The following is a 17,939-nucleotide window of genomic DNA, read 5'->3' on the forward strand; positions in this document are numbered from 1 at the left end:
AATTCGGATCGACACGCTGTGACCCTTCTTCCCAACACGCCCCGCATCACTCCGGAACTGGTGGCCGAGCACGGCCTGAAGCCGGAGGAGTACGATCACTTCGTCAAGCTCATCGGCCGCGAGCCGTCCATCACGGAGCTCGGCATCGTCTCCGCCATGTGGAACGAGCACTGCTCGTACAAATCCTCCAAGGCCTGGCTGCGCACCCTGCCCACCACCGGTCCGCGGGTGATCCAGGGCCCCGGCGAGAATGCCGGTGTGGTGGATATCGGCGATGGGCAGGCCGTGGTCTTCAAGATGGAGAGCCACAACCATCCGTCCTTCATCGAGCCCTACCAGGGCGCGGGCACGGGCGTGGGGGGCATTCTGCGCGATGTGTTCACCATGGGCGCGCGGCCCATCGCGGCCCTGAACCTGCTGCGCTTTGGCGATTGCCACAACACCCGCACCCGGCGCCTTTTGGCCGGCGTGGTGGCCGGCATCGGCGGCTATGGCAATTCCTTCGGCGTGCCCACGGTGGGTGGCTCGGTGGGATTCCACAAGCGCTATAACGGCAACATCCTCGTCAACGCCATGGCGGTCGGTCTCGCCAACACCAACGAGATCTTTTACGCGGCCGCCACCGGCGTCGGTCGCGCCATCGTCTATCTCGGCTCCAAGACCGGCCGCGACGGCATCCACGGCGCCACCATGGCGTCCGCCGAGTTCGGTGCCGATGCCGAGGAGAAGCGTCCCACCGTGCAGGTGGGCGACCCCTTCGCCGAGAAGCTGCTGCTGGAAGCCTGCCTGGAGATCATGCAGAAGGGCTGCGTGGTGGCGATCCAGGACATGGGCGCCGCCGGCCTCACCTGCTCTGCGGTGGAGATGGGCGCCAAGGGCGACCTGGGCGTGGAGCTCGATCTCGATGCCGTGCCGTGCCGCGAAACCGGCATGAGCGCCTATGAGATGATGCTCTCGGAAAGCCAGGAGCGCATGCTCATGGTCATCGCCGATGGCAAGGAAGAAGAGGCCGAGGCCATCTTCAAGAAGTGGGGCCTCGATTTCGCCATCGTCGGCCGCACCACCGACACGCTGCGCTTCGTGGTGAAGCACAAGGGCCTGGTGGAAGCCGATCTGCCCATCAAGGAGCTGGGCGACGAGGCGCCGGAATACCGCCGGCCTTATGTGGAGCCCGCTGAGCGCCCCGTCATCAAGCCGGAGGATGTGCGCAGCCCGCTGTCGGTGGCGGACGCCCTGGAGCGTCTCATCGCTTCGCCGGACCTGTGCTCCAAGCGCTGGGTGTGGGAGCAGTATGACCACCTGATTCTCGGCAACACCGTGCAGCGGCCCGGTGGCGATGCCGCCGTGGTGCGGGTGGAGGACGGCCCCAAGGCCCTTGCCATGACCACCGACGTGACCCCCCGCTATTGCGAGGCGGGCCCCTTCGAGGGCGGCAAGCAGGCGGTGGCCGAGGCGTGGCGCAATCTCACCGCCGTCGGTGCCACCCCCATTGCGGTGACCGACAACCTCAATTTCGGTAATCCCGAAAAGCCCGAGATCATGGGCCAGTTCGTGGCCTGCGTGAAAGGCATCGGGGCGGCCTGCGAGGCCCTCGATTTCCCGGTCGTGTCGGGCAATGTGAGCCTCTACAACGAGACCAACGGCCAGGGCATCCTGCCCACCCCGTCCATCGGCGGTGTCGGCCTCATCGACAATCTCGCTGAGACGATGACGCTGGATTTCAAGGCCTCCGGCGAGCCGATCCTGCTGATCGGCAAGACCGAGGGCTGGCTCGGGGCTTCGTCGTTCCTCGCCACCGTGTGTGAGCGGGAAGAAGGCGCGCCGCCGCCTGTGGATCTGGTGGCCGAGAAGCGCAACGGCGACTTCGTGCGCGCCCTCATCCGCGACGGCATCGCCACCGCCGTGCACGACATTTCCGATGGCGGCCTGCTCGTCGCACTGGCGGAAATGGCCATGGCGGGGCACCTCGGCGCCTCGCTGGAAGCGCCGCCCGAAGGCATGGACGCCAACGCATGGTGGTTCGGCGAAGACCAGGCCCGCTATGTGGTCACGGTGCCGTCGGGCCAGACCGCCGAGGTGGTGCGCCATGCCCAGGCGGCGGGCGTGCCGGTGGCCAAGATCGGCAAGACCGGCGGCGATCGCTTGATCCTGCCGGAGGACCGCTCGATCATGGTGGAGGCGCTTCGCGATCGCCACGAAACCTGGCTGCCCATCTACATGGGTGCGTCCTGAACGGGCACACCCCTCACTTCCGCGGAGGATCGACCGGCCATGCCCATGCCCGCCAGTGACATCGAGCAGCTCATCAAGGCGGCGTTTCCGGATGCCTCGGTGGTGATTGAGGATCTCGCCGGTGACGGCGACCATTATGCCGCGCGGATCGTCTCTGAGGCGTTTCGCGGCAAGAGCCGGCTGCAGCAGCACCAGATGGTCTATGCGGCGTTGAAGGGGAACATGGGCGGTGTGCTGCACGCGCTCGCCCTGCATACCTCGGCGCCGGCCTGACGCCACGATGCGCCCGACACCGCGGAGGGCGGTGCGCGGCCGCGCGTGCGCCGCGCTGCACAAGCGGCCTTGAACTTTCCGCGGTGAGGGTCGATCTTTAGCCCAGAGGGCCGGCTCATTCGGTCCGCGAGATTGGATTTGATCCCATGAGCATTCGCGAAGACATCGAAGGCATCATCAAGTCGAGCGACGTGGTGCTCTTCATGAAGGGCACCCCGCAGTTCCCGCAGTGCGGTTTCTCGGGTCAGGTGGTGCAGATTCTCGATCACGTGGGCGTGCCTTTCAAGGGCGTGAACGTGCTCGAGAACGACATGATCCGCCAGGGCATCAAGGAATACTCTAACTGGCCGACCATTCCCCAGCTCTACATCAAGGGCGAGTTCATGGGCGGCTGTGACATCGTCCGCGAGATGTTCCAGTCGGGTGAACTCATCCCCATGCTGGAAGAGAAGGGCGTCGCGATCCGCGACAAGGCCATCGGCTGATCGGCCCATCGTGACTGCTGTTCCGGCGCCGATGCGCGCCTTGAAGGTGGTGATCGCCCTCGGGCTCCTGGCCGATGCGGCGCTGGTGGTTCTGCTGCTGGCGATTTCCGGGTTCGTCTTCGGTGGGCCGGAAGGCGCCGGGGGCGAGATGTCGGCGGTCGTCGGCTGGTCGCTGACCCTGGCGGTGTGCATCCTCTCGCCGCTGTTGGGGCTGCTGATGTGGCGCCGCGGCCGGGTCGATCTGGCCCTCGCCATGACCTGGTTGCCGGTGGTGGCGCTGCTGGTGGGCTGGATCATGACCACGTTCTGAGCCAGCCGCTGGTGTCCGCAGACTAAAAAAGGCCCGCCATCCGGCGGGCCTTTTCATTTGTGGGCGGAACCGCTCAGGCGTGGCCGAACACCCGCTTGAAGATGGTGTCCACATTCTTGAAGTGGTAGCCGAGATCGAACTTTTCGTTGATGTCGTCTTCGGCAAGGAATTTGCGCACGTCCGCATCATTGAGGAGGAAGGTGCGGAAGTCGCCTTCGCCGCGCCAGACCTTCATGGCGTTGCGCTGCACGAGGCGGTAGGCGTCCTCGCGGCTGGCGCCCTTCTGGGTGAGGGCGAGGAGCACCCGCTGGGAGTGGATGAGGCCACCCAGCTTGTCCATGTTCTTCTGCATGTTGTCGGTGTGGACCACCAGCTTGTCCATGACGCCGGTGAGCCGCGCCAGAGCGAAGTCCAGGGTCACCGTGGCGTCGGGGCCAATCATGCGCTCCACGGAGGAGTGGGAGATATCCCGCTCGTGCCACAGGGCCACGTCTTCCAGCGCCGGCGTCACATAGGCGCGCACCATGCGGGCAAGGCCCGTGAGGTTCTCGGTGAGCACCGGATTGCGCTTGTGCGGCATCGCCGAGGAGCCCTTCTGCTCCGGCGAGAAATATTCCTCGGCCTCCAGCACTTCGGTGCGCTGCAGGTGGCGCACCTCGGTGGCCAGCCGCTCCACGGAGGAGGCGACCACGCCCAAGGTGGCGAAGAACATGGCGTGGCGGTCGCGGGGGATAACCTGGGTGGAGACGGTCTCCACCTTCAGGCCCATCTTGGCGGCCACATGCTCCTCCACTCGGGGATCCACATGGGCGAAGGTGCCCACCGCGCCGGAGATGGCGCAGGTGGCGATCTCCTCGCGGGCCGCCACGAGGCGGGCGCGGGCGCGCTGGAATTCGGCGCTGGCGATGGCGAGCTTCACGCCGAAGGTGGTGGGCTCGGCGTGGATGCCGTGGGAGCGGCCCACCGTGGGGGTGAGCTTGAACTCGAACGCGCGCCGCTCCAGCACCGCCAGGAGCTTGTCCACATCGGCGATGAGCAGGTCGGCGGCGCGGGTGAGCTGCACCGCGAGGCAGGTGTCCAGCACGTCGGACGAGGTCATGCCCTGGTGGACGAAGCGCGCCTCGGGGCCGATGAACTCGGCCAGATGGGTCAGGAAGGCGATGACATCGTGCTTCACGTCCCGTTCGATGGCGTCGATACGGTCGATGTTGAACTCGGCCTTGCCGCCAAGCTCCCAGATCTTGGCCGCGGCCTCCTTGGGCACCACGCCCAGCTCGGCCAGCGCGTCGGCGGCATGAGCCTCGATCTCGAACCAGATGCGGAAGCGGGCTTCGGGGGACCAGATGGCGGCCATTTCCGGCCGGCTATAACGGGGGATCATCGCAGCACTCGTCATGTCTTGATCAAGGGTGCGCTCTAGCAGATCAGCGCCGGAAAGAGTAGGGCGACGCGCGCATTCGGCCACCGCTGCGCGTGGGCGGATGGCGAATGGCGGCCCGACGGCGGCTAACGCCCTTTGCGGCGGCCGCCGTGGTCGCTGCCGAGCATCAGCCCGCGGGAGACGGCGCCGCGTCCGAATTTCGCGGTGAGCGCGTCCATGGCGCTCTCCGCCGCCTTGAGGCGCTCGGTGCCCGTATCCACCAGGTCGGCCGGATCCGCCTCGCTGGCGGGGCACAGCTCCGACACGCCGACGCCGATGAGGCGGAAGCGGCTGCCATCCACCTCCTTCTGCAACAGCTCGTGGGCGTGGGCGTAGATGCGCCCGGCGAGGCAGGTGGGCGTCTCGAGGGTGCGCGAGCGGGTGCGCAGGCGGAAATCGCCGGTCTTGAGCTTCAGCGTTACCGTGCGCCCGGCAATGCCGGCCTTCTTGAGCCGCGCGCTCACCTCTTCCGAGAGGCCATAAAGCGACTGCTCCAGGGGCCGCAGGGAGGCAATGTCGGTATCGAAGGTGGTTTCGGCGGAGACGCTCTTGGCCTCCCGGTGCGGCTCCACCTGGCGCGTGTCGATGCCGTGGGCGAGGCGGGCCAGCCGCAGTCCCTCGGCACCGTAGCGACGCGCCAGCTCCGCGGCATCCACCCGCTGCAGATCGCCGATGGTGTGGAAGCCATCGCGGTTGAGGCGGCTGCCGAAGGCGGCGCCGACGCCCCAGATGAAGGTGACCGGCCGTGGCGCCAGGAAGGCGGGCGCCTCGGCGGCGCCGAGGACGGAGAAGCCGCGGGGCTTATCGAGGTCCGAGGCGGTCTTGGCCAGGAATTTGTTGGGGGCAAGGCCCACCGAAACCGTGATTCCCACCTGCTGTTCCACCTCGCGCGCGAAGCGGGCCAGGGTGCGGGCCGGGCTGAGCCCGTGCAGGGCCGTGGTGCCGGAGAGATCGAGAAAGGCCTCGTCGATGGAGAGGGGCTCCACCAGGGGCGTCAGTGCCTGCATCATGGCCCGCACCTGACGCCCGGCGATGCGGTATTTTTCCATGTTGGGCGGCAGGATCACCGCATCCGGGCAGAGCGCCTTGGCCTTGAACATGGGCATGGCCGAGCGCACCCCGCTGATGCGGGCGATGTAGCAGGCGGTGGAGACCACCCCGCGCTTGCCGCCGCCGATGATGAGGGGCACATCGGCGAGGGCGGGGTTATCGCGCTTTTCCACTGCGGCGAAGAAAGCGTCGCAGTCCACATGGGCCATGCTGAGGCTGTCGATCTCCCCATGGCGCACCAGTCGCGGGCTACCACAGGCGGCACAGCGCGGCCCGCTCGCCGCATCGGCGAGGCAGTCGCGGCAGAACCCGGGGGGCAGGGCGGCAGCCATGGCCACGCTCCAGGGCGCGCCTAGAGCCGCCGCACCGGTGCGTCGGGATCGAACGGCGGGGCAAGAATGTCGTGGGCGGCCACCACATGCTTGGGATCGAGCTTCTGGTCGGCGGCGAAGGCCAGCAGCATGGCTTCATCGGAAAGCAGGAAGGCGAGCACCCCGGCGCCGAAGCCGGATTTGCCGGCGGCCTCGCGCAGGCTGGCGGGGCTGAGGCCGGTTTCGCCGAGGAATCGCACCAGGCGCTCCCCATCCGCGGCGATGAAGGAGAGGGCGGCCACCGCCACCTCCTGGGCCGCGGCCCGTTGAGCGTCCAGGCCTTTGGGCTTTTCTTGAATGGGCATTTGCGCTTCCGCAAGGAATGGGTTCTAGCTGTGCCCATTCCAGCACGTTCGCGGCGGGCTGCGAAGCACGGAGCGGGGATAGGACCCATGTCGAAGACGGTCATGATCGTGGAGGACAACGAGCTGAACATGAAGCTCTTCCACGACCTGCTGGAGGCCCATGGCTACCGTACCGTGGAGACCCGCACCGGCGTGGAAGCGGTGGAGCTGGCGCGGGCCAATCGCCCCGATCTCATCATCATGGACATTCAGCTGCCGGAAATCTCCGGGCTCGACGTGACCCGCAAGCTGAAGGCGGATCCGGAGCTGAAGGCGATTCCCGTGGTGGCCGTCACGGCATTCGCCATGAAGGGCGACGAGGAGCGCATCCGCGCGGGGGGCTGCGAGGCCTACCTCTCCAAGCCGATCTCGGTGGCGAAGTTCCTGGAAACCGTGCGCCACTTCGCCGGAACGTGAGCGGGCCCTGTAACCCGGCCCGAATTCGGCAGCTTTCCCTTTTTCTGGGGTTGCGCTACACTTTTTAAATGATGCAGCCGGCGGCGCGGCTGCAGGCTTCTGACCGCTCTGCTGCGATGAACCGCGAACGGTGGCGCACCACCGGCGTTGCGGCCGCGACGGCGGGCCGAGAGATTTCGAGACAACCCTACGGAGTGCTCAGGTCCGCCGCATCTCCTGGGTCCGTGGGGTTTGGCCGGTGGGTGAGCGATGACGGGAGGCCTCCCCGCGCGCTCCCCACCGGCCAGCCTATCCTCTGCCCGGTTCATGCCCCTGCCGTGCATGCGCCGCCTGGCGCACCCCTCAACTGGCGCACCCCTCCAAAAGCGGGCCGAAGGTCCCGCTGCAAGCTTCGTCCACGGCGGGCAGAAGGCTGGCTGATGCTGCCCGGTAGGTGGCCGGGCGCTGCGCGCGCAAGTCCAGGTGTGGTGAAGACCGGCGCATAGGCGCGGCGGCGCCGATTCGGAGCGTCGGCGCCGGGCCAGTCGACCGCCGTAGCGGTCTCGTCCGTCGTGGTCGCCGGCTTGCCTTGGGCGGTCCCTGCCTCAGTCCTTCGGTGCCGCGCAGGCCGCGGCTGCATGGGCCATGGCGCTGCCACCGGCGGCGACGCAGGCCGCCGCCCGGCGGGCATTGCGGGCACGCACCTGTTCCTGGCGAATGGCATAGAGGCCGGCGCCCACCACCAGCACGATGCCGACGCTGGTCCACGCATCCGGCACATCGCCGAACACCAGATAGCCCGAGAGCAGCGCGCCGAAGACCATGAGGTAGCGCAGCGGCGAGATGGACGCGACCGGGGCGTGGCGGAAGGCGTACACCAGCAGCAGAGTGCCCCCCGCGAAGGCGGTGCCGGCCAGCAGGAGATAAAGCACCGTCCGCAGAGCCGGCAGATGCCAGGGTTCCCAGATGGCGAAGGCACCGGAACACACCAGCAGCACCAGCACGGCGGAGGCGCTCACCACAGGGCCGGGAATCTCCAGGCCGATGCCGCGGGTCATCACATCGCGCACCGAGCTACAGAAGGCGGCGATGAGCGGCAGAAGGGCAATGAGGGAGAAGGTGGCCGGATCCGGCCGGGTGACGATGACCGCGCCGCTGAAGCCGATGACGATGGCGCACCAGCCCCGCAGACTCACCTTCTCGCCCAGCATGGGCACCGCCAGGGCGGTCGTGAGCAGGGGCGCGGCCATGTAGATGGTGGTGCTGGAGGCGATGGGCATCACCGCCAGCGCCGCCACATAAAGGAAGGTGGTGAGAGAATCGAGGATGGAGCGGCCGAGCACCCGGGGGTGCGCCGCCAGCGGCAGCGCCGGCAGATCGCCGGAGCGGGCCACCAGCGCCAGCAGTAGCACGGCGGAAACGGCGGTGCGCAGGAAGATGGCCTCGCCGAGGGGCAGGGTGCCCACCGCCAGCTTGAGGCAGGTGTCGTTGGTGATGAAAAGACCCATGGCCACCGCCATGGCGAGAACGCCCTTCAATCCCGAATTCGTGAGGTTGGCGCTGGTCTGAGCCGGGGTGGTCATCTTGGGTCCTTGTCCGGCGGGTGCCGGCATGCTGCTTCGTCCGGCGGGCGGCCGGCGGGGTCTGCCCCGGCTGCGGAGCCTGGCGCGCGCCGTGATGGGCGCATGGCCATGAAGCCCAGATGGCCATGAACCCCAGGCGGCGCCGGGCCGTCTGCACAGGGATAGCTGTCGTTTGGTAAGATTTAGCTTATTCGCCCGCGGCTTCGCCGTGCCGAATTCGAGGCCCTGGGGGCGCGGACGTGCATGGCGCGCATGCCCATGCCACGTCTTCGCCGCAATTGGCCGGCCGGCTCAGCCGCCGGTGGCGCTCATGTGCCGCTGCAGGGCCGGCTGGCGATGGGTGCGGTCGATGACGAAATCGTGGCCCTTGGGCTTGCGCAGAATCGCGGCGTCGATGGCCGCGTGCAGCAAAGCATCGTCGGTGGAGGCCCGCAGCGGGGCGCGCAGGTCGGCCGCGTCTTCCTGGCCGAGACACATGAACAAGGTGCCGGTGCAGGTCACGCGCACCCGATTGCAGCCCTCGCAGAAATTATGGGTGAGCGGGGTGATGAAGCCCAGCCGGCCGCCAGTCTCCTTCACGTCCACATAGCGCGCCGGGCCCCCGGTGCGGTGGCTGCTCTCCGTGAGGGTATAGCGCTCGGCGAGCTCGGCCCGCACCGTGGTGAGCGGCACATATTGATCCAGGCGATCCTCGCCGGTGTCGCCCAGCGGCATCACCTCGATGAGCGACAGGTCATGCCCCTCGCCATGGGCCCATTCCATCAGGCTGCTGATCTCATGCGCGTTCACGCCCTTCAGGGCGACCGCGTTGATCTTCACATGAAGACCGGCCGCCTTGGCCGCGGCAATGCCGGCCAGCACCCGGTCCAGGTCGCCCCAGCGGGTCACGGCGCGAAACTTGGCGGCGTTCAGCGTATCCAGGGAGACATTCACGCGCCGCACGCCGCAGGCGGCGAGGTCGGCGGCATAGCGGGCGAGCTGTGAGCCATTGGTGGTCAGGGTCACCTCGTCCAGCCGCCCGCGCTCCAGGTGCCGGGAGAGGGCGCGGAACAGGGTCATCACATCCCGCCGCACCAGCGGCTCGCCGCCCGTGAACCGCAGCTTGCGCACCCCGCGCATGACGAAGGCCGAGCACAGGCGGTCCAGCTCCTCCAGGCTCAGCAGCTCCGGCTTGGGCAGGAAGGTCATGTGCTCCGACATGCAGTAGACGCAGCGGAAATCGCAGCGGTCGGTGACCGAGACGCGCAGATAGCTCACGGCGCGCCCAAAGGTGTCTACCAAGGGGCCGGCAGCCTGGGCGGCCGCCGCATTCGGCCGGTCGATCAGATCCCGTAACGCGCCACTCACCGCAACCACTCCGTCGCATCCATCCCGCATCATGCGCGATCCGTCGCGCGAGAGACGCGCCTAGCGCCCCGACGCTGCGGACTTCGACCTTTGAGGTCTTATATCGTATGCCATGGAATGATGAACAGGTGGGGCGGCGCACATTCGCGTGGCCGTCCTCCTGCAGCGGCCGCAGCGGCCGGAAAGGACAATGCGATGACCGTGGAGACGACCCCGGCCGCCTGGCCCACGGAGATCCGCCTGGGCGAGGACAAGCGCACCCTGCGGCTGGCCTTCGACGATGGCGCCGCCTTCACGATTCCGGCCGAGCTGCTGCGGGTCGAAAGCCCCTCGGCGGAGGTGCAGGGGCATAATCCGAGCGAGAAAATCACCGTGCCAGGCAAGCGCGCCGTGCGCATCACCACGGTGGAGATGGTGGGTAATTACGCCATTCGCCTGACCTTCGACGATGGCCATGCCACTGGCATCTACCCCTGGGAGCTGCTGTACCGCTATGGCCGGGAGCAGGAGGCCATGCTCGCCGCCTATGTGGGCGCGCTGGAGAAGCAGGGCCTCATGCGGGATTGAGGGCGCCCGTGCGCGCGGCCTGCCGCGAACAGCAAAAAGGGCGCCCGAGGGGCGCCCTTGGCCGATCAGAGTCGCGCGGCGCAGGTGCGCCGCCGCAGACTCACTTGATCTTCGTCTCGCGGAATTCCACGTGCTTGCGCGCCACCGGATCGTACTTCTTGAGCACGATCTTGTCGGTCTTGGTGCGGGAGTTCTTCTTGGTCACGTAGAAGGAGCCCGTGTCGGCGGTGGACAGGAGCTTGATCTTGATGGTTGCAGCCTTGGCCATGTCTTGATCCCTGGGTGCCGCTTGTGGCGCGCGGGCCGTTACGGCGTTGCCGGTCAACGGCGAAAAGAAAGTCGAACGCGCTGCCGGACAGGCGGCTCGTGGGGGCGGAAACTCTCTCAACCGCCCTTGAATGTCAAGGCCTGCCCGCAGTTGCCCCCGCCGCGCGGGCGACGCCATAACGAATGGCGACGACCACCGCATAGCCACCCAGCATGGCGGCGATCACGTAAGCGAAACCATAAGGGTCGTAGGCATCCATGCCGGCGCCGGCCAGCGGCGGGCCGATGATGAGGCCGACCGAATAGAGCATCACGAACGCCGCATTGGCGGCGGCCAGCGCTGCCCCATGGAATCGCGCGCCCAGATGGGCGAGCCCCACCGTATAGAGCGAGCCGGCGATGCCGGTGGCGATGAACACCGTGACGAGGAAATCCCAACCGCCCACCGACATGAGCGGCAGCACCCCGGCACCGATGGCGCCGACGGTGGCGCAGGTGAGCAGCACCAGGCGCCGGTCCACCCGATCGCTGACGAGGCCGAGGGGAATCTGGAAAGCCACATTGCCGAGCACCGCCACGGTGAGCAGCAGGGAGGCGCCGGAATCAGGCAGGCCCAGCCGTACGCCATAGAGCGGCAGGAAGCTCATCACCGAGGTCTCGATGGCGCCGAACACCAGGGCCGCCAGCAGGGCCGTGGGCGATTTGCGCAGAAAGGCCATCACCCCATGGTGTTCGCCATCCTGGATTTTCGGTGCCATGCCGTTGGCCAAAAGAATCGGGATGGCGCCCAGGCACAGCACCACCGCGCCGGCCACATAAGGCGGCCATCCGGTTGTGCCGGTGACACTGAGGATGATGGGCCCGAGCGCCGCGCCGATGGAGAGGGCGGTGGCATAGATGCCCATGATGAGGCCGCGCCGTCCCGGTGGCGCCACCGCATTGATCCAGAACTCGCTCACCGCGAACAGGATGCACAGCGTTGCGCCGAACACGAAGCGCAGCGGGAACCACACGGGGAACGAGGGAATCGCCTTGAACGCCAGCAGGGTGGCGGCGGTGATGGCGATGGACAAGGTGAGCAGCAGCCGTACGCCCATCCGGCGCACGAGCAGCGGCACGAAGGGGGCGGTGGCGACCGTCGCCACGCCGGCCACGGCGGTGTTGATGCCGATCAGGGTGCGCGAGACACCTCGGCTTTCCAGCTCAAGGGCGAGCAGCGGAATCGAAAGGCTGATGCCCACCCCCACCACCGCGATGGCGGAGATGGCGGCGGCAATGGAGGCGGTCCGGCTCATCTCAATGGCCGGCTCCTGCGGAGCGTGCATGGGGTCGGGGAATCCGGTCAATCAAGCAGGGTACGTTGGAAGCGTCCGTTGCGCATGGCGTAGGACGGCACCGGCAGGCGGTTGTGGAAGCCGGCTTCGATCCGGGCGGCGAGCTCCTCGATGACCACGCGGGTCACGGTGGGCAGCTCCAGCGCCTTGGTTTCATCGAAGGTGAGCCAGCGCAGGTCGATGAACTCGGCATTCTCCCCCACCTTGCCGGGCTCCTCGTCGCAGACCGCATTGGCATCGGCCGCGAAGAAGCGGGTGTCGAAACGCTTGGGGCGCCGCGGCGGGGTGATGGCCCGCGCCACGTAGGTCAGCGCCTCCAGATTGGGGAAGATGCCCCGTTCGGCGAACGCCTTCCAGTCGTCGCACGGCACCTCTGGCGCGCCGAGGTCCTTGGTGCCCAGCAAGAGGCCGGTTTCCTCATAGAGCTCGCGAATGGCGGCGGCCGCGAGGCCGCGCGCGCGCACCACGGTGGGGCGCTGAAACCCGGCCATCAGTCGGCGCTCGCTGTCCGGATCCACCACGCCGAACACCGGCATGGTCTTGTCGAACCGCTCGAGACGCCCGCCCGGAAAGACGTAGACACCGGGCAGAAACTTCATGTTGGGGTGGCGCCGTCCCATTAGAACGCGGGGCTCCTTGCCCTTGCGATCCAGCAGAATGATGGTCGCCGCATCCTTGGGGCGCTGGTTCGGCCAATCCTGGCGACGCTCGGCATTGGTGAGGCGCGTGGCGAAATCGGTCATGTCAGGGCATCGCAGTACGGGAAACGGAAGCGGGTGACTGCGCGCCGGGAGGCGGCGCCTCGCGCTCCGGGCTGCTGGGATCAAAACCATGCATGCGCAGCGCCCATTGCAGATTCACCAGCATCGCCTTCACCGGCGGCAGCAGAACCAAGCTCAGCACCAGGGTCAAAGGCAGCCATAGGGCAAGGTGCCCCCAGACCGGCGGACGGAACACCTCTTCCACCAGCACCAGCAGTGGCACAACGATGTGGCCCACCACCAGGATGACCATATACGGCGGCGCGTCATCGGCCCGCTGGTGGTAGAGCGCCTCGCCGCAGTGGTCGCAGAACGGCGTCACCTTCAGGTAGCGCTCGAACAGTGCGCCGGTGCCGCAGGCGGGGCAGCGGCAATGGCCGCCGCGCATGAGCGCCTCGGCCACCGAGCGCGGGCGGCGGTCCACCGCCGGAGAGGCGGGTGTCGCGGGTGGCAGCGCCCGCTCGGTTTCCGTCATGGTCATGGACGGGTCATCCTTTTCCTTTCCGGCTGCCGCCGGTGCTCCTCCCACCCGTTGCGCCCCGCGGCCCGCTCCGCGAGGGAGCGCGACCGGGGGCGGTTTTCGTTCCCGAGGAACGCCGCTGCGGCCCGGGCCGGCCACGCGGACCTTTTACATAGGAGCCTTCGGAGAGAAGCTCAAACCGAAGTGCGCCGGCCACCGGCGCCGCCTCCACCAGCCGCACCTCCACCCGGTCGCCGATGCGGTGCATCTCGCCGGTGCGCTCGCCCACCAGTGCCTGCCGCACCTCGTCGAAGCGGTAATAGTCCGCCCCCAGGGTGGCGGCGGGAATGAAGCCGTCGGCACCGGTGTCGTCGAGGGCCACGAACAGGCCGGCCTTGGTGGCGCCGGTGACGCGGCCGTGGAATTCGGCGCCGATCTGATCGGCCAGATGGTGGGCGATGAGGCGATCCACCGTCTCCCGCTCCGCCGCCATGGCGCGGCGCTCGGTGACGGAAATGGCGGCGGCGATCTCGCCCAGGCTCTCCGGTGTCGCCTCCTCCGGCAGGCCATCCGCGCCGGCATTCAAGGCACGGATTAGCCCGCGATGCACCACCAGATCGGCATAGCGGCGGATGGGCGAGGTGAAGTGCGCATAGCGGCGCAGGTTCAGGCCGAAATGCCCGTAATTCTCCGAGGCATATTCCGCCTGGCTCTGGCTGCGCAGGATCACCTGATTGACCAGCGGCGCCACATCGGTGCCCACCACCTGCGCCAGAATGCGGTTGAGGTGGGCCGGGCGCACCGCGTCGATCTTCGGCAGCGCGATGTCGAGGGTCTTCAGGAAGTCCCTGAGCGCCGAGAGCTTCTCCAGCGAGGGGCCGTCATGCACCCGGTAGATGAGTGGGGTGCGCTTGTCTTCCAGGGTCTCGGCGGCGGCCACATTGGCGAGGATCATGAATTCCTCGATCAGCTTGTGGGCGTCGAGGCGCTGCGGCACCACCACCTTGTCGACGGTGCCGTCGGGCTTCAGCAGGATCTTGCGTTCCGGCAGGTCCAGCTCCAAAGGCTGGCGATTGTCGCGCGCCTGCTTCACGGCCGCATAGGCCTCGTAAAGCGGCTTCAACACGGGATCGAGCAGCGGGCCGGTCAGATCGTCCGGCGTGCCATCCATGGCCGCCTGGGCCTGGGCATAGGCGAGCTTGCCGGCCGAGCGCATCATGATGCGGTGGAACGTGTGGCGCCGCTTGCGCCCGTCCTTGCCGATGACGAGGCGCACCGCCAGAGCTGGCCGGTCCACATCCGGCCGCAGCGAGCACAGATCGTTGGAGATGCGCTCGGGCAGCATGGGCACCACCCGATCGGGGAAATAGACCGAATTGCCGCGGATCAGTGCCTCGCGGTCCAGCGGCGTGCCGGGGCGCACATAAGCGGCGACATCAGCGATGGCGACGGTGACGATGAAGCCGCCCGCATTGTCCGGGTCTTCGTCGGTGGCCGCGTGCACCGCGTCGTCATGGTCCTTGGCGTCAGGCGGGTCGATGGTGACCAGGGGCAAAGCGCGCCAGTCCTCGCGGCCGCGCAGAGTCACCTTTTTGGCCGCCTCGGCCTCCTGGATCACCGCTTCGGGAAACACATTGGGAATGTTGTGGGCATGCAGGGCGATGAGGCTCACCGCCTTCTCGCTGCGGAGCGAGCCCAGCCGGTCCTTCACCCGCGCCGTGGGCAGGCCGAACACCCGCTGGCGCATCAGCTCCACGGAAACGAGGTCGCCATCCTCCGCCTCGTGCTCGGCGCCTGGGGGCACCTGCAACTCGCGGCCATGGGCTTTCTTGTCGATGGGCACGATGCGCCCGCCACCATGGGGCAGGGGGTGGAAGATGCCCAGCGTCTGCTTGCGGGCCTTCTCCAGCACCTTGATGACGCGGCCGGTGAACGGCACGCCCGGTTCGCCGGTGCCGTCGACGATGCGCAGCAGCACCCGGTCCGTGAGCCCGGGCGCCGGGCCGCGGGCGCGGCTGACGTGACGGGGGGTCTGCACCAGGATGCGGGGCGCCTCGCCCTGCTCCTCGCCGTCCCATTCCACCGGCACGGCGATCAGCTCGCCATCGCCGTCCCGGCTCACGATGTCCGCCACCAGCACGCCGGGCAGGGCGCCGGGCACGAGCAGCCTGCGGCGGCGGCGATCCACGGTGCCGTCATCGGAGAGATCCCGCAGCAGCGCCTTCAATTCCACCTTCTGCGCCGCCGAGAGGCCGAACGCGCGGGCGATCTCCCGCTTGCCCACGGTGCCGCTCTGGCTGGCGATGAAGGCGAGCACCTCCTTCTTGGACGGCATCTCGCCCGTGGCCCGGGGCGCCACGATGAGTGCTTCGGCGTGGGCATGCCCGGCCGCAGCGGCCTTGCGGCTGGCGCGCGACTTGGTGCGCGGCGGCGCTTTGCGGGAGGAACTGGCGGATTTTGAAGGAGGCTTGGCCAAGGTGATCGGGTTCCGTGCGGTTGCCCGACGCTACCCGGAACCGGGTCGCAGGGCCAGCATGGTTTCAGGTTGTGGTGTCGCGCACCGGTGGTTCACCGGATGATCTACCCGCACAGCGCGTGGGTGGGTGGGCGTCGTAAAATGCAAACGGCCGGGCGCAAGGCCCGGCCGCTCACGTCGTCTTCTCTACCCTGGCCGCCCGAGCAAACCTAACGGTTTGCGTTTTGCGAGAATGCGCCGGGCGGCGTCAGGGCGTGGTCTGTCCTCAGAAGTCCATGCCGCCGCCCGAGCAAACCCTTCGGTTTGCGTTCTTGCGAAAAAGTTGCCGGGCGGCGTCAGGGCGTGGTCTGTCCTCAGAAGTCCATGCCGCCGCCCGAGCAAACCTTTCGGTTTGCGTTTTTGCGAAGAAGTCGCCGGGTGGCGTCAGAGCGTGGTCTGTCCTCAGAAGTCCATGCCGCCGCCCGAGCAAACCTTTCGGTTTGCGTTTTGCGAAAAAGTCGCCGGGCGGCGCCAGGGCGTGGCCTGTTCTCAGAAGTCCATGCCGCCGCCCGAGCAAACCTTTCGGTTTGCGTTTTTGCGAAGAAGTCGCCGGGCGGCGCCAGGGCGTGGGCTGTCCTCAGAAGTCCATGCCGCCGCCCGGCATGGCCGGGGCCGCGGGGGCATTCTTCTTCGGCAGCTCGGCCACCAGGGCTTCGGTGGTGATGAGCAGGCCGGCCACCGAGGCGGCGTCCTGCAGGGCGGTGCGCACCACCTTGGTGGGGTCGATGATGCCGGCCTTCACCATGTCCACGAACTGCCCGGTCTGCGCGTTGTAGCCGAAGGCGTAGTCGTCGTTCTCCAGCACCTTGCCGACCACCAGCGAGCCGTCGTCGCCGGCGTTCTGGGCGATCTGGCGGGCAGGCGCCTGGACCGCCTTGCGGACGATCTCAATGCCGGTCTTCTGGTCGGCATGGTCGACCTTCAGGCCGTCCAGCACCTTCACCGAGCGCAGCAGGGCCACGCCGCCGCCGGGCAGCACGCCTTCTTCCACCGCGGCGCGGGTGGCATGCAGGGCGTCGTCCACGCGGTCCTTCTTCTCCTTGACTTCCACCTCGGTGGCGCCACCGACGCGCACCACGGCCACGCCGCCGGCGAGCTTGGCGAGACGCTCCTGGGCCTTCTCGCGGTCATAGTCGGAGGTGGTGGCCTCGATCTGGGCGCGGATCTGGGCCACGCGGGCCTCGATGTCGGACTTTTCGCCGGCGCCGTCGACGATGGTGGTGTTCTCCTTCTCGATCACCACCTTCTTGGCGCGGCCGAGCATGGAAAGGTTCACGCTGTCGAGCTTGATGCCCACATCCTCGGAAATCACGGTGCCGCCGGTGAGGATGGCGATATCCTCCAGCATGGCCTTGCGGCGATCGCCGAAGCCCGGGGCCTTCACCGCCGCGACCTTGAGGCCGCCGCGCAGCTTGTTGACCACCAGGGTGGCCAGCGCCTCGCCTTCCACGTCCTCGGCGATGATCAGCAGCGGCTTGCCCGACTGCACCACGGCCTCGAGCACCGGCAGCAGCTCCTGCAGGCCGGTCAGCTTCTTCTCGTTGATGAGGATGTAGGGATCCTCGAACTCAACGCGCATCTTCTCGGCGTTGGTGACGAAATAGGGGGAGAGATAACCGCGGTCGAACTGCATGCCCTCGACCACGTCGAGCTCGGTCTCGAAGGACTTGGCTTCCTCGACGGTGATGACGCCTTCGTTGCCGACCTTCTTCATGGCTTCCGCCAGGAACTTGCCGACTTCCTCGTCGCCGTTGGCGGAGATGGTGCCGACCTGGGCGATCTCCTCGTTGGAGGTCACGGCCTTGGACTTGGCCGCCAGGTCCTTGATGATGGCATCCACGGCGACATCGATGCCGCGCTTCAGATCCATCGGGTTCATGCCAGCGGCCACCGCCTTGGCGCCTTCCTTGACGATGGCCTGGGCCAGCACGGTGGCGGTGGTGGTGCCGTCGCCGGCCAGGTCATTGGTCTTCGAGGCGACTTCACGCACCAGCTGGGCGCCGAGGTTCTCGAAGCGGTCCTCCAGCTCGATCTCCTTGGCGACGGAGACGCCGTCCTTGGTGATGCGGGGGGCGCCGAACGCTTTCTCGATGACCACGTTGCGGCCCTTGGGGCCGAGGGTCACCTTGACGGCGTTGGCGAGGATATCGACGCCGCGCAGGACCTTGTCACGCGCATCGACGGAGAATTTCACGTCCTTGGCAGCCATGTGCCGTGCTCCTTC

General features: G+C 67.7%; 17 protein-coding genes. 6 read left to right on the forward strand and 11 right to left on the reverse strand.

Translation table 11 applies throughout. From position 1 onward, the window contains the following. The first annotated feature begins 18 nt into the window (after positions 1-18). The 4 genes from purL (at position 19) to MEU52_RS19880 (ending at position 3,300) form a co-directional block, all read left to right on the forward strand. A complete protein-coding gene (purL, locus tag MEU52_RS19865; protein WP_238122916.1) occupies positions 19-2,232 on the forward strand; it encodes a phosphoribosylformylglycinamidine synthase subunit PurL in 2,214 nt (737 codons plus the stop codon). Positions 2,233-2,271: 39 nt separating this feature from the next. Continuing rightward, positions 2,272-2,505 (forward strand): BolA family protein, encoded by a 234-nt coding sequence (locus MEU52_RS19870; protein ID WP_238122915.1) that lies wholly within the window; start codon positions 2,272-2,274, stop codon positions 2,503-2,505. A 146-nt stretch (positions 2,506-2,651) separates the two neighbouring features. Next, the gene (gene grxD, locus MEU52_RS19875) at positions 2,652-2,990 is read left to right on the forward strand and encodes a Grx4 family monothiol glutaredoxin (RefSeq protein WP_238122914.1); all 339 of its coding nucleotides are present in this window, start codon (positions 2,652-2,654) and stop codon (positions 2,988-2,990) included. Between the two features lie 10 nt (positions 2,991-3,000). Further along, positions 3,001-3,300 (forward strand): hypothetical protein, encoded by a 300-nt coding sequence (locus MEU52_RS19880; RefSeq protein ID WP_238122913.1) that lies wholly within the window; start codon positions 3,001-3,003, stop codon positions 3,298-3,300. 73 nt (positions 3,301-3,373) lie between these two features. Here the strand turns inward: MEU52_RS19880 and purB are convergent, their stop codons facing one another. From purB to MEU52_RS19895, 3 genes are all read right to left on the reverse strand, one after another. Beyond that, positions 3,374-4,681 (reverse strand): adenylosuccinate lyase, encoded by a 1,308-nt coding sequence (gene purB, locus MEU52_RS19885; protein ID WP_238122912.1) that lies wholly within the window; start codon positions 4,679-4,681, stop codon positions 3,374-3,376. A gap of 125 nt (positions 4,682-4,806) precedes the next feature. Then, entirely contained in the window at positions 4,807-6,102 is a 1,296-nt protein-coding gene (locus MEU52_RS19890) for a DNA polymerase IV (protein WP_238122911.1), read from the reverse strand. A gap of 20 nt (positions 6,103-6,122) precedes the next feature. Then, positions 6,123-6,446, reverse strand: coding sequence for a DUF3572 domain-containing protein (locus tag MEU52_RS19895; RefSeq protein WP_238122910.1), 324 nt, complete (start codon positions 6,444-6,446; stop codon positions 6,123-6,125). Positions 6,447-6,533: 87 nt separating this feature from the next. Between MEU52_RS19895 and MEU52_RS19900 the strand changes: the two genes are divergently transcribed. Further along, entirely contained in the window at positions 6,534-6,902 is a 369-nt protein-coding gene (locus MEU52_RS19900) for a response regulator (protein WP_238122909.1), read from the forward strand. 584 nt (positions 6,903-7,486) lie between these two features. On the opposite strand, the gene MEU52_RS19905 is transcribed toward MEU52_RS19900, so the two are convergent. Together MEU52_RS19905 and moaA are read right to left on the reverse strand one after the other, a co-directional pair. Next, on the reverse strand, positions 7,487-8,464 hold the full coding sequence (locus MEU52_RS19905) for a DMT family transporter (RefSeq protein ID WP_238122908.1): 978 nt from the start codon (positions 8,462-8,464) through the stop codon (positions 7,487-7,489). A gap of 291 nt (positions 8,465-8,755) precedes the next feature. Further along, complete coding sequence (moaA, locus tag MEU52_RS19910) at positions 8,756-9,790, reverse strand: GTP 3',8-cyclase MoaA (protein ID WP_238125025.1); 1,035 nt, start codon at positions 9,788-9,790, stop codon at positions 8,756-8,758. 216 nt (positions 9,791-10,006) lie between these two features. Here moaA and MEU52_RS19915 point away from each other — a divergent pair, with 216 nt between their 5' ends. Further along, positions 10,007-10,378, forward strand: coding sequence for a gamma-butyrobetaine hydroxylase-like domain-containing protein (locus tag MEU52_RS19915; RefSeq protein ID WP_238122906.1), 372 nt, complete (start codon positions 10,007-10,009; stop codon positions 10,376-10,378). Positions 10,379-10,478: 100 nt separating this feature from the next. On the opposite strand, the gene rpmG is transcribed toward MEU52_RS19915, so the two are convergent. The 6 genes from rpmG to groL all read right to left on the reverse strand — a co-directional run bounded on the left by rpmG (position 10,479) and on the right by groL (position 17,924). Continuing rightward, positions 10,479-10,646, reverse strand: a complete 168-nt coding sequence (gene rpmG / locus MEU52_RS19920) for a 50S ribosomal protein L33 (RefSeq protein ID WP_238122905.1) — start codon at positions 10,644-10,646, stop codon at positions 10,479-10,481. A gap of 133 nt (positions 10,647-10,779) precedes the next feature. Beyond that, complete coding sequence (locus MEU52_RS19925; RefSeq protein ID WP_238122904.1) at positions 10,780-11,940, reverse strand: MFS transporter; 1,161 nt, start codon at positions 11,938-11,940, stop codon at positions 10,780-10,782. Between the two features lie 47 nt (positions 11,941-11,987). Beyond that, the gene (locus tag MEU52_RS19930; protein ID WP_238122903.1) at positions 11,988-12,722 is read right to left on the reverse strand and encodes an NUDIX hydrolase; all 735 of its coding nucleotides are present in this window, start codon (positions 12,720-12,722) and stop codon (positions 11,988-11,990) included. Position 12,723: 1 nt separating this feature from the next. After that, entirely contained in the window at positions 12,724-13,221 is a 498-nt protein-coding gene (locus MEU52_RS19935; RefSeq protein WP_238122902.1) for a DUF983 domain-containing protein, read from the reverse strand. 7 nt (positions 13,222-13,228) lie between these two features. Beyond that, entirely contained in the window at positions 13,229-15,535 is a 2,307-nt protein-coding gene (gene rnr, locus MEU52_RS19940; protein ID WP_238123142.1) for a ribonuclease R, read from the reverse strand. A gap of 757 nt (positions 15,536-16,292) precedes the next feature. Continuing rightward, a complete protein-coding gene (gene groL / locus MEU52_RS19945) occupies positions 16,293-17,924 on the reverse strand; it encodes a chaperonin GroEL (protein ID WP_238122901.1) in 1,632 nt (543 codons plus the stop codon). Between the last annotated feature and the right edge of the window lie 15 nt (positions 17,925-17,939).

This window comes from Xanthobacter sp. NM-25, assembly GCF_022138605.1.
Taxonomy (GTDB): Bacteria; Pseudomonadota; Alphaproteobacteria; order Rhizobiales; family Xanthobacteraceae; genus Xanthobacter.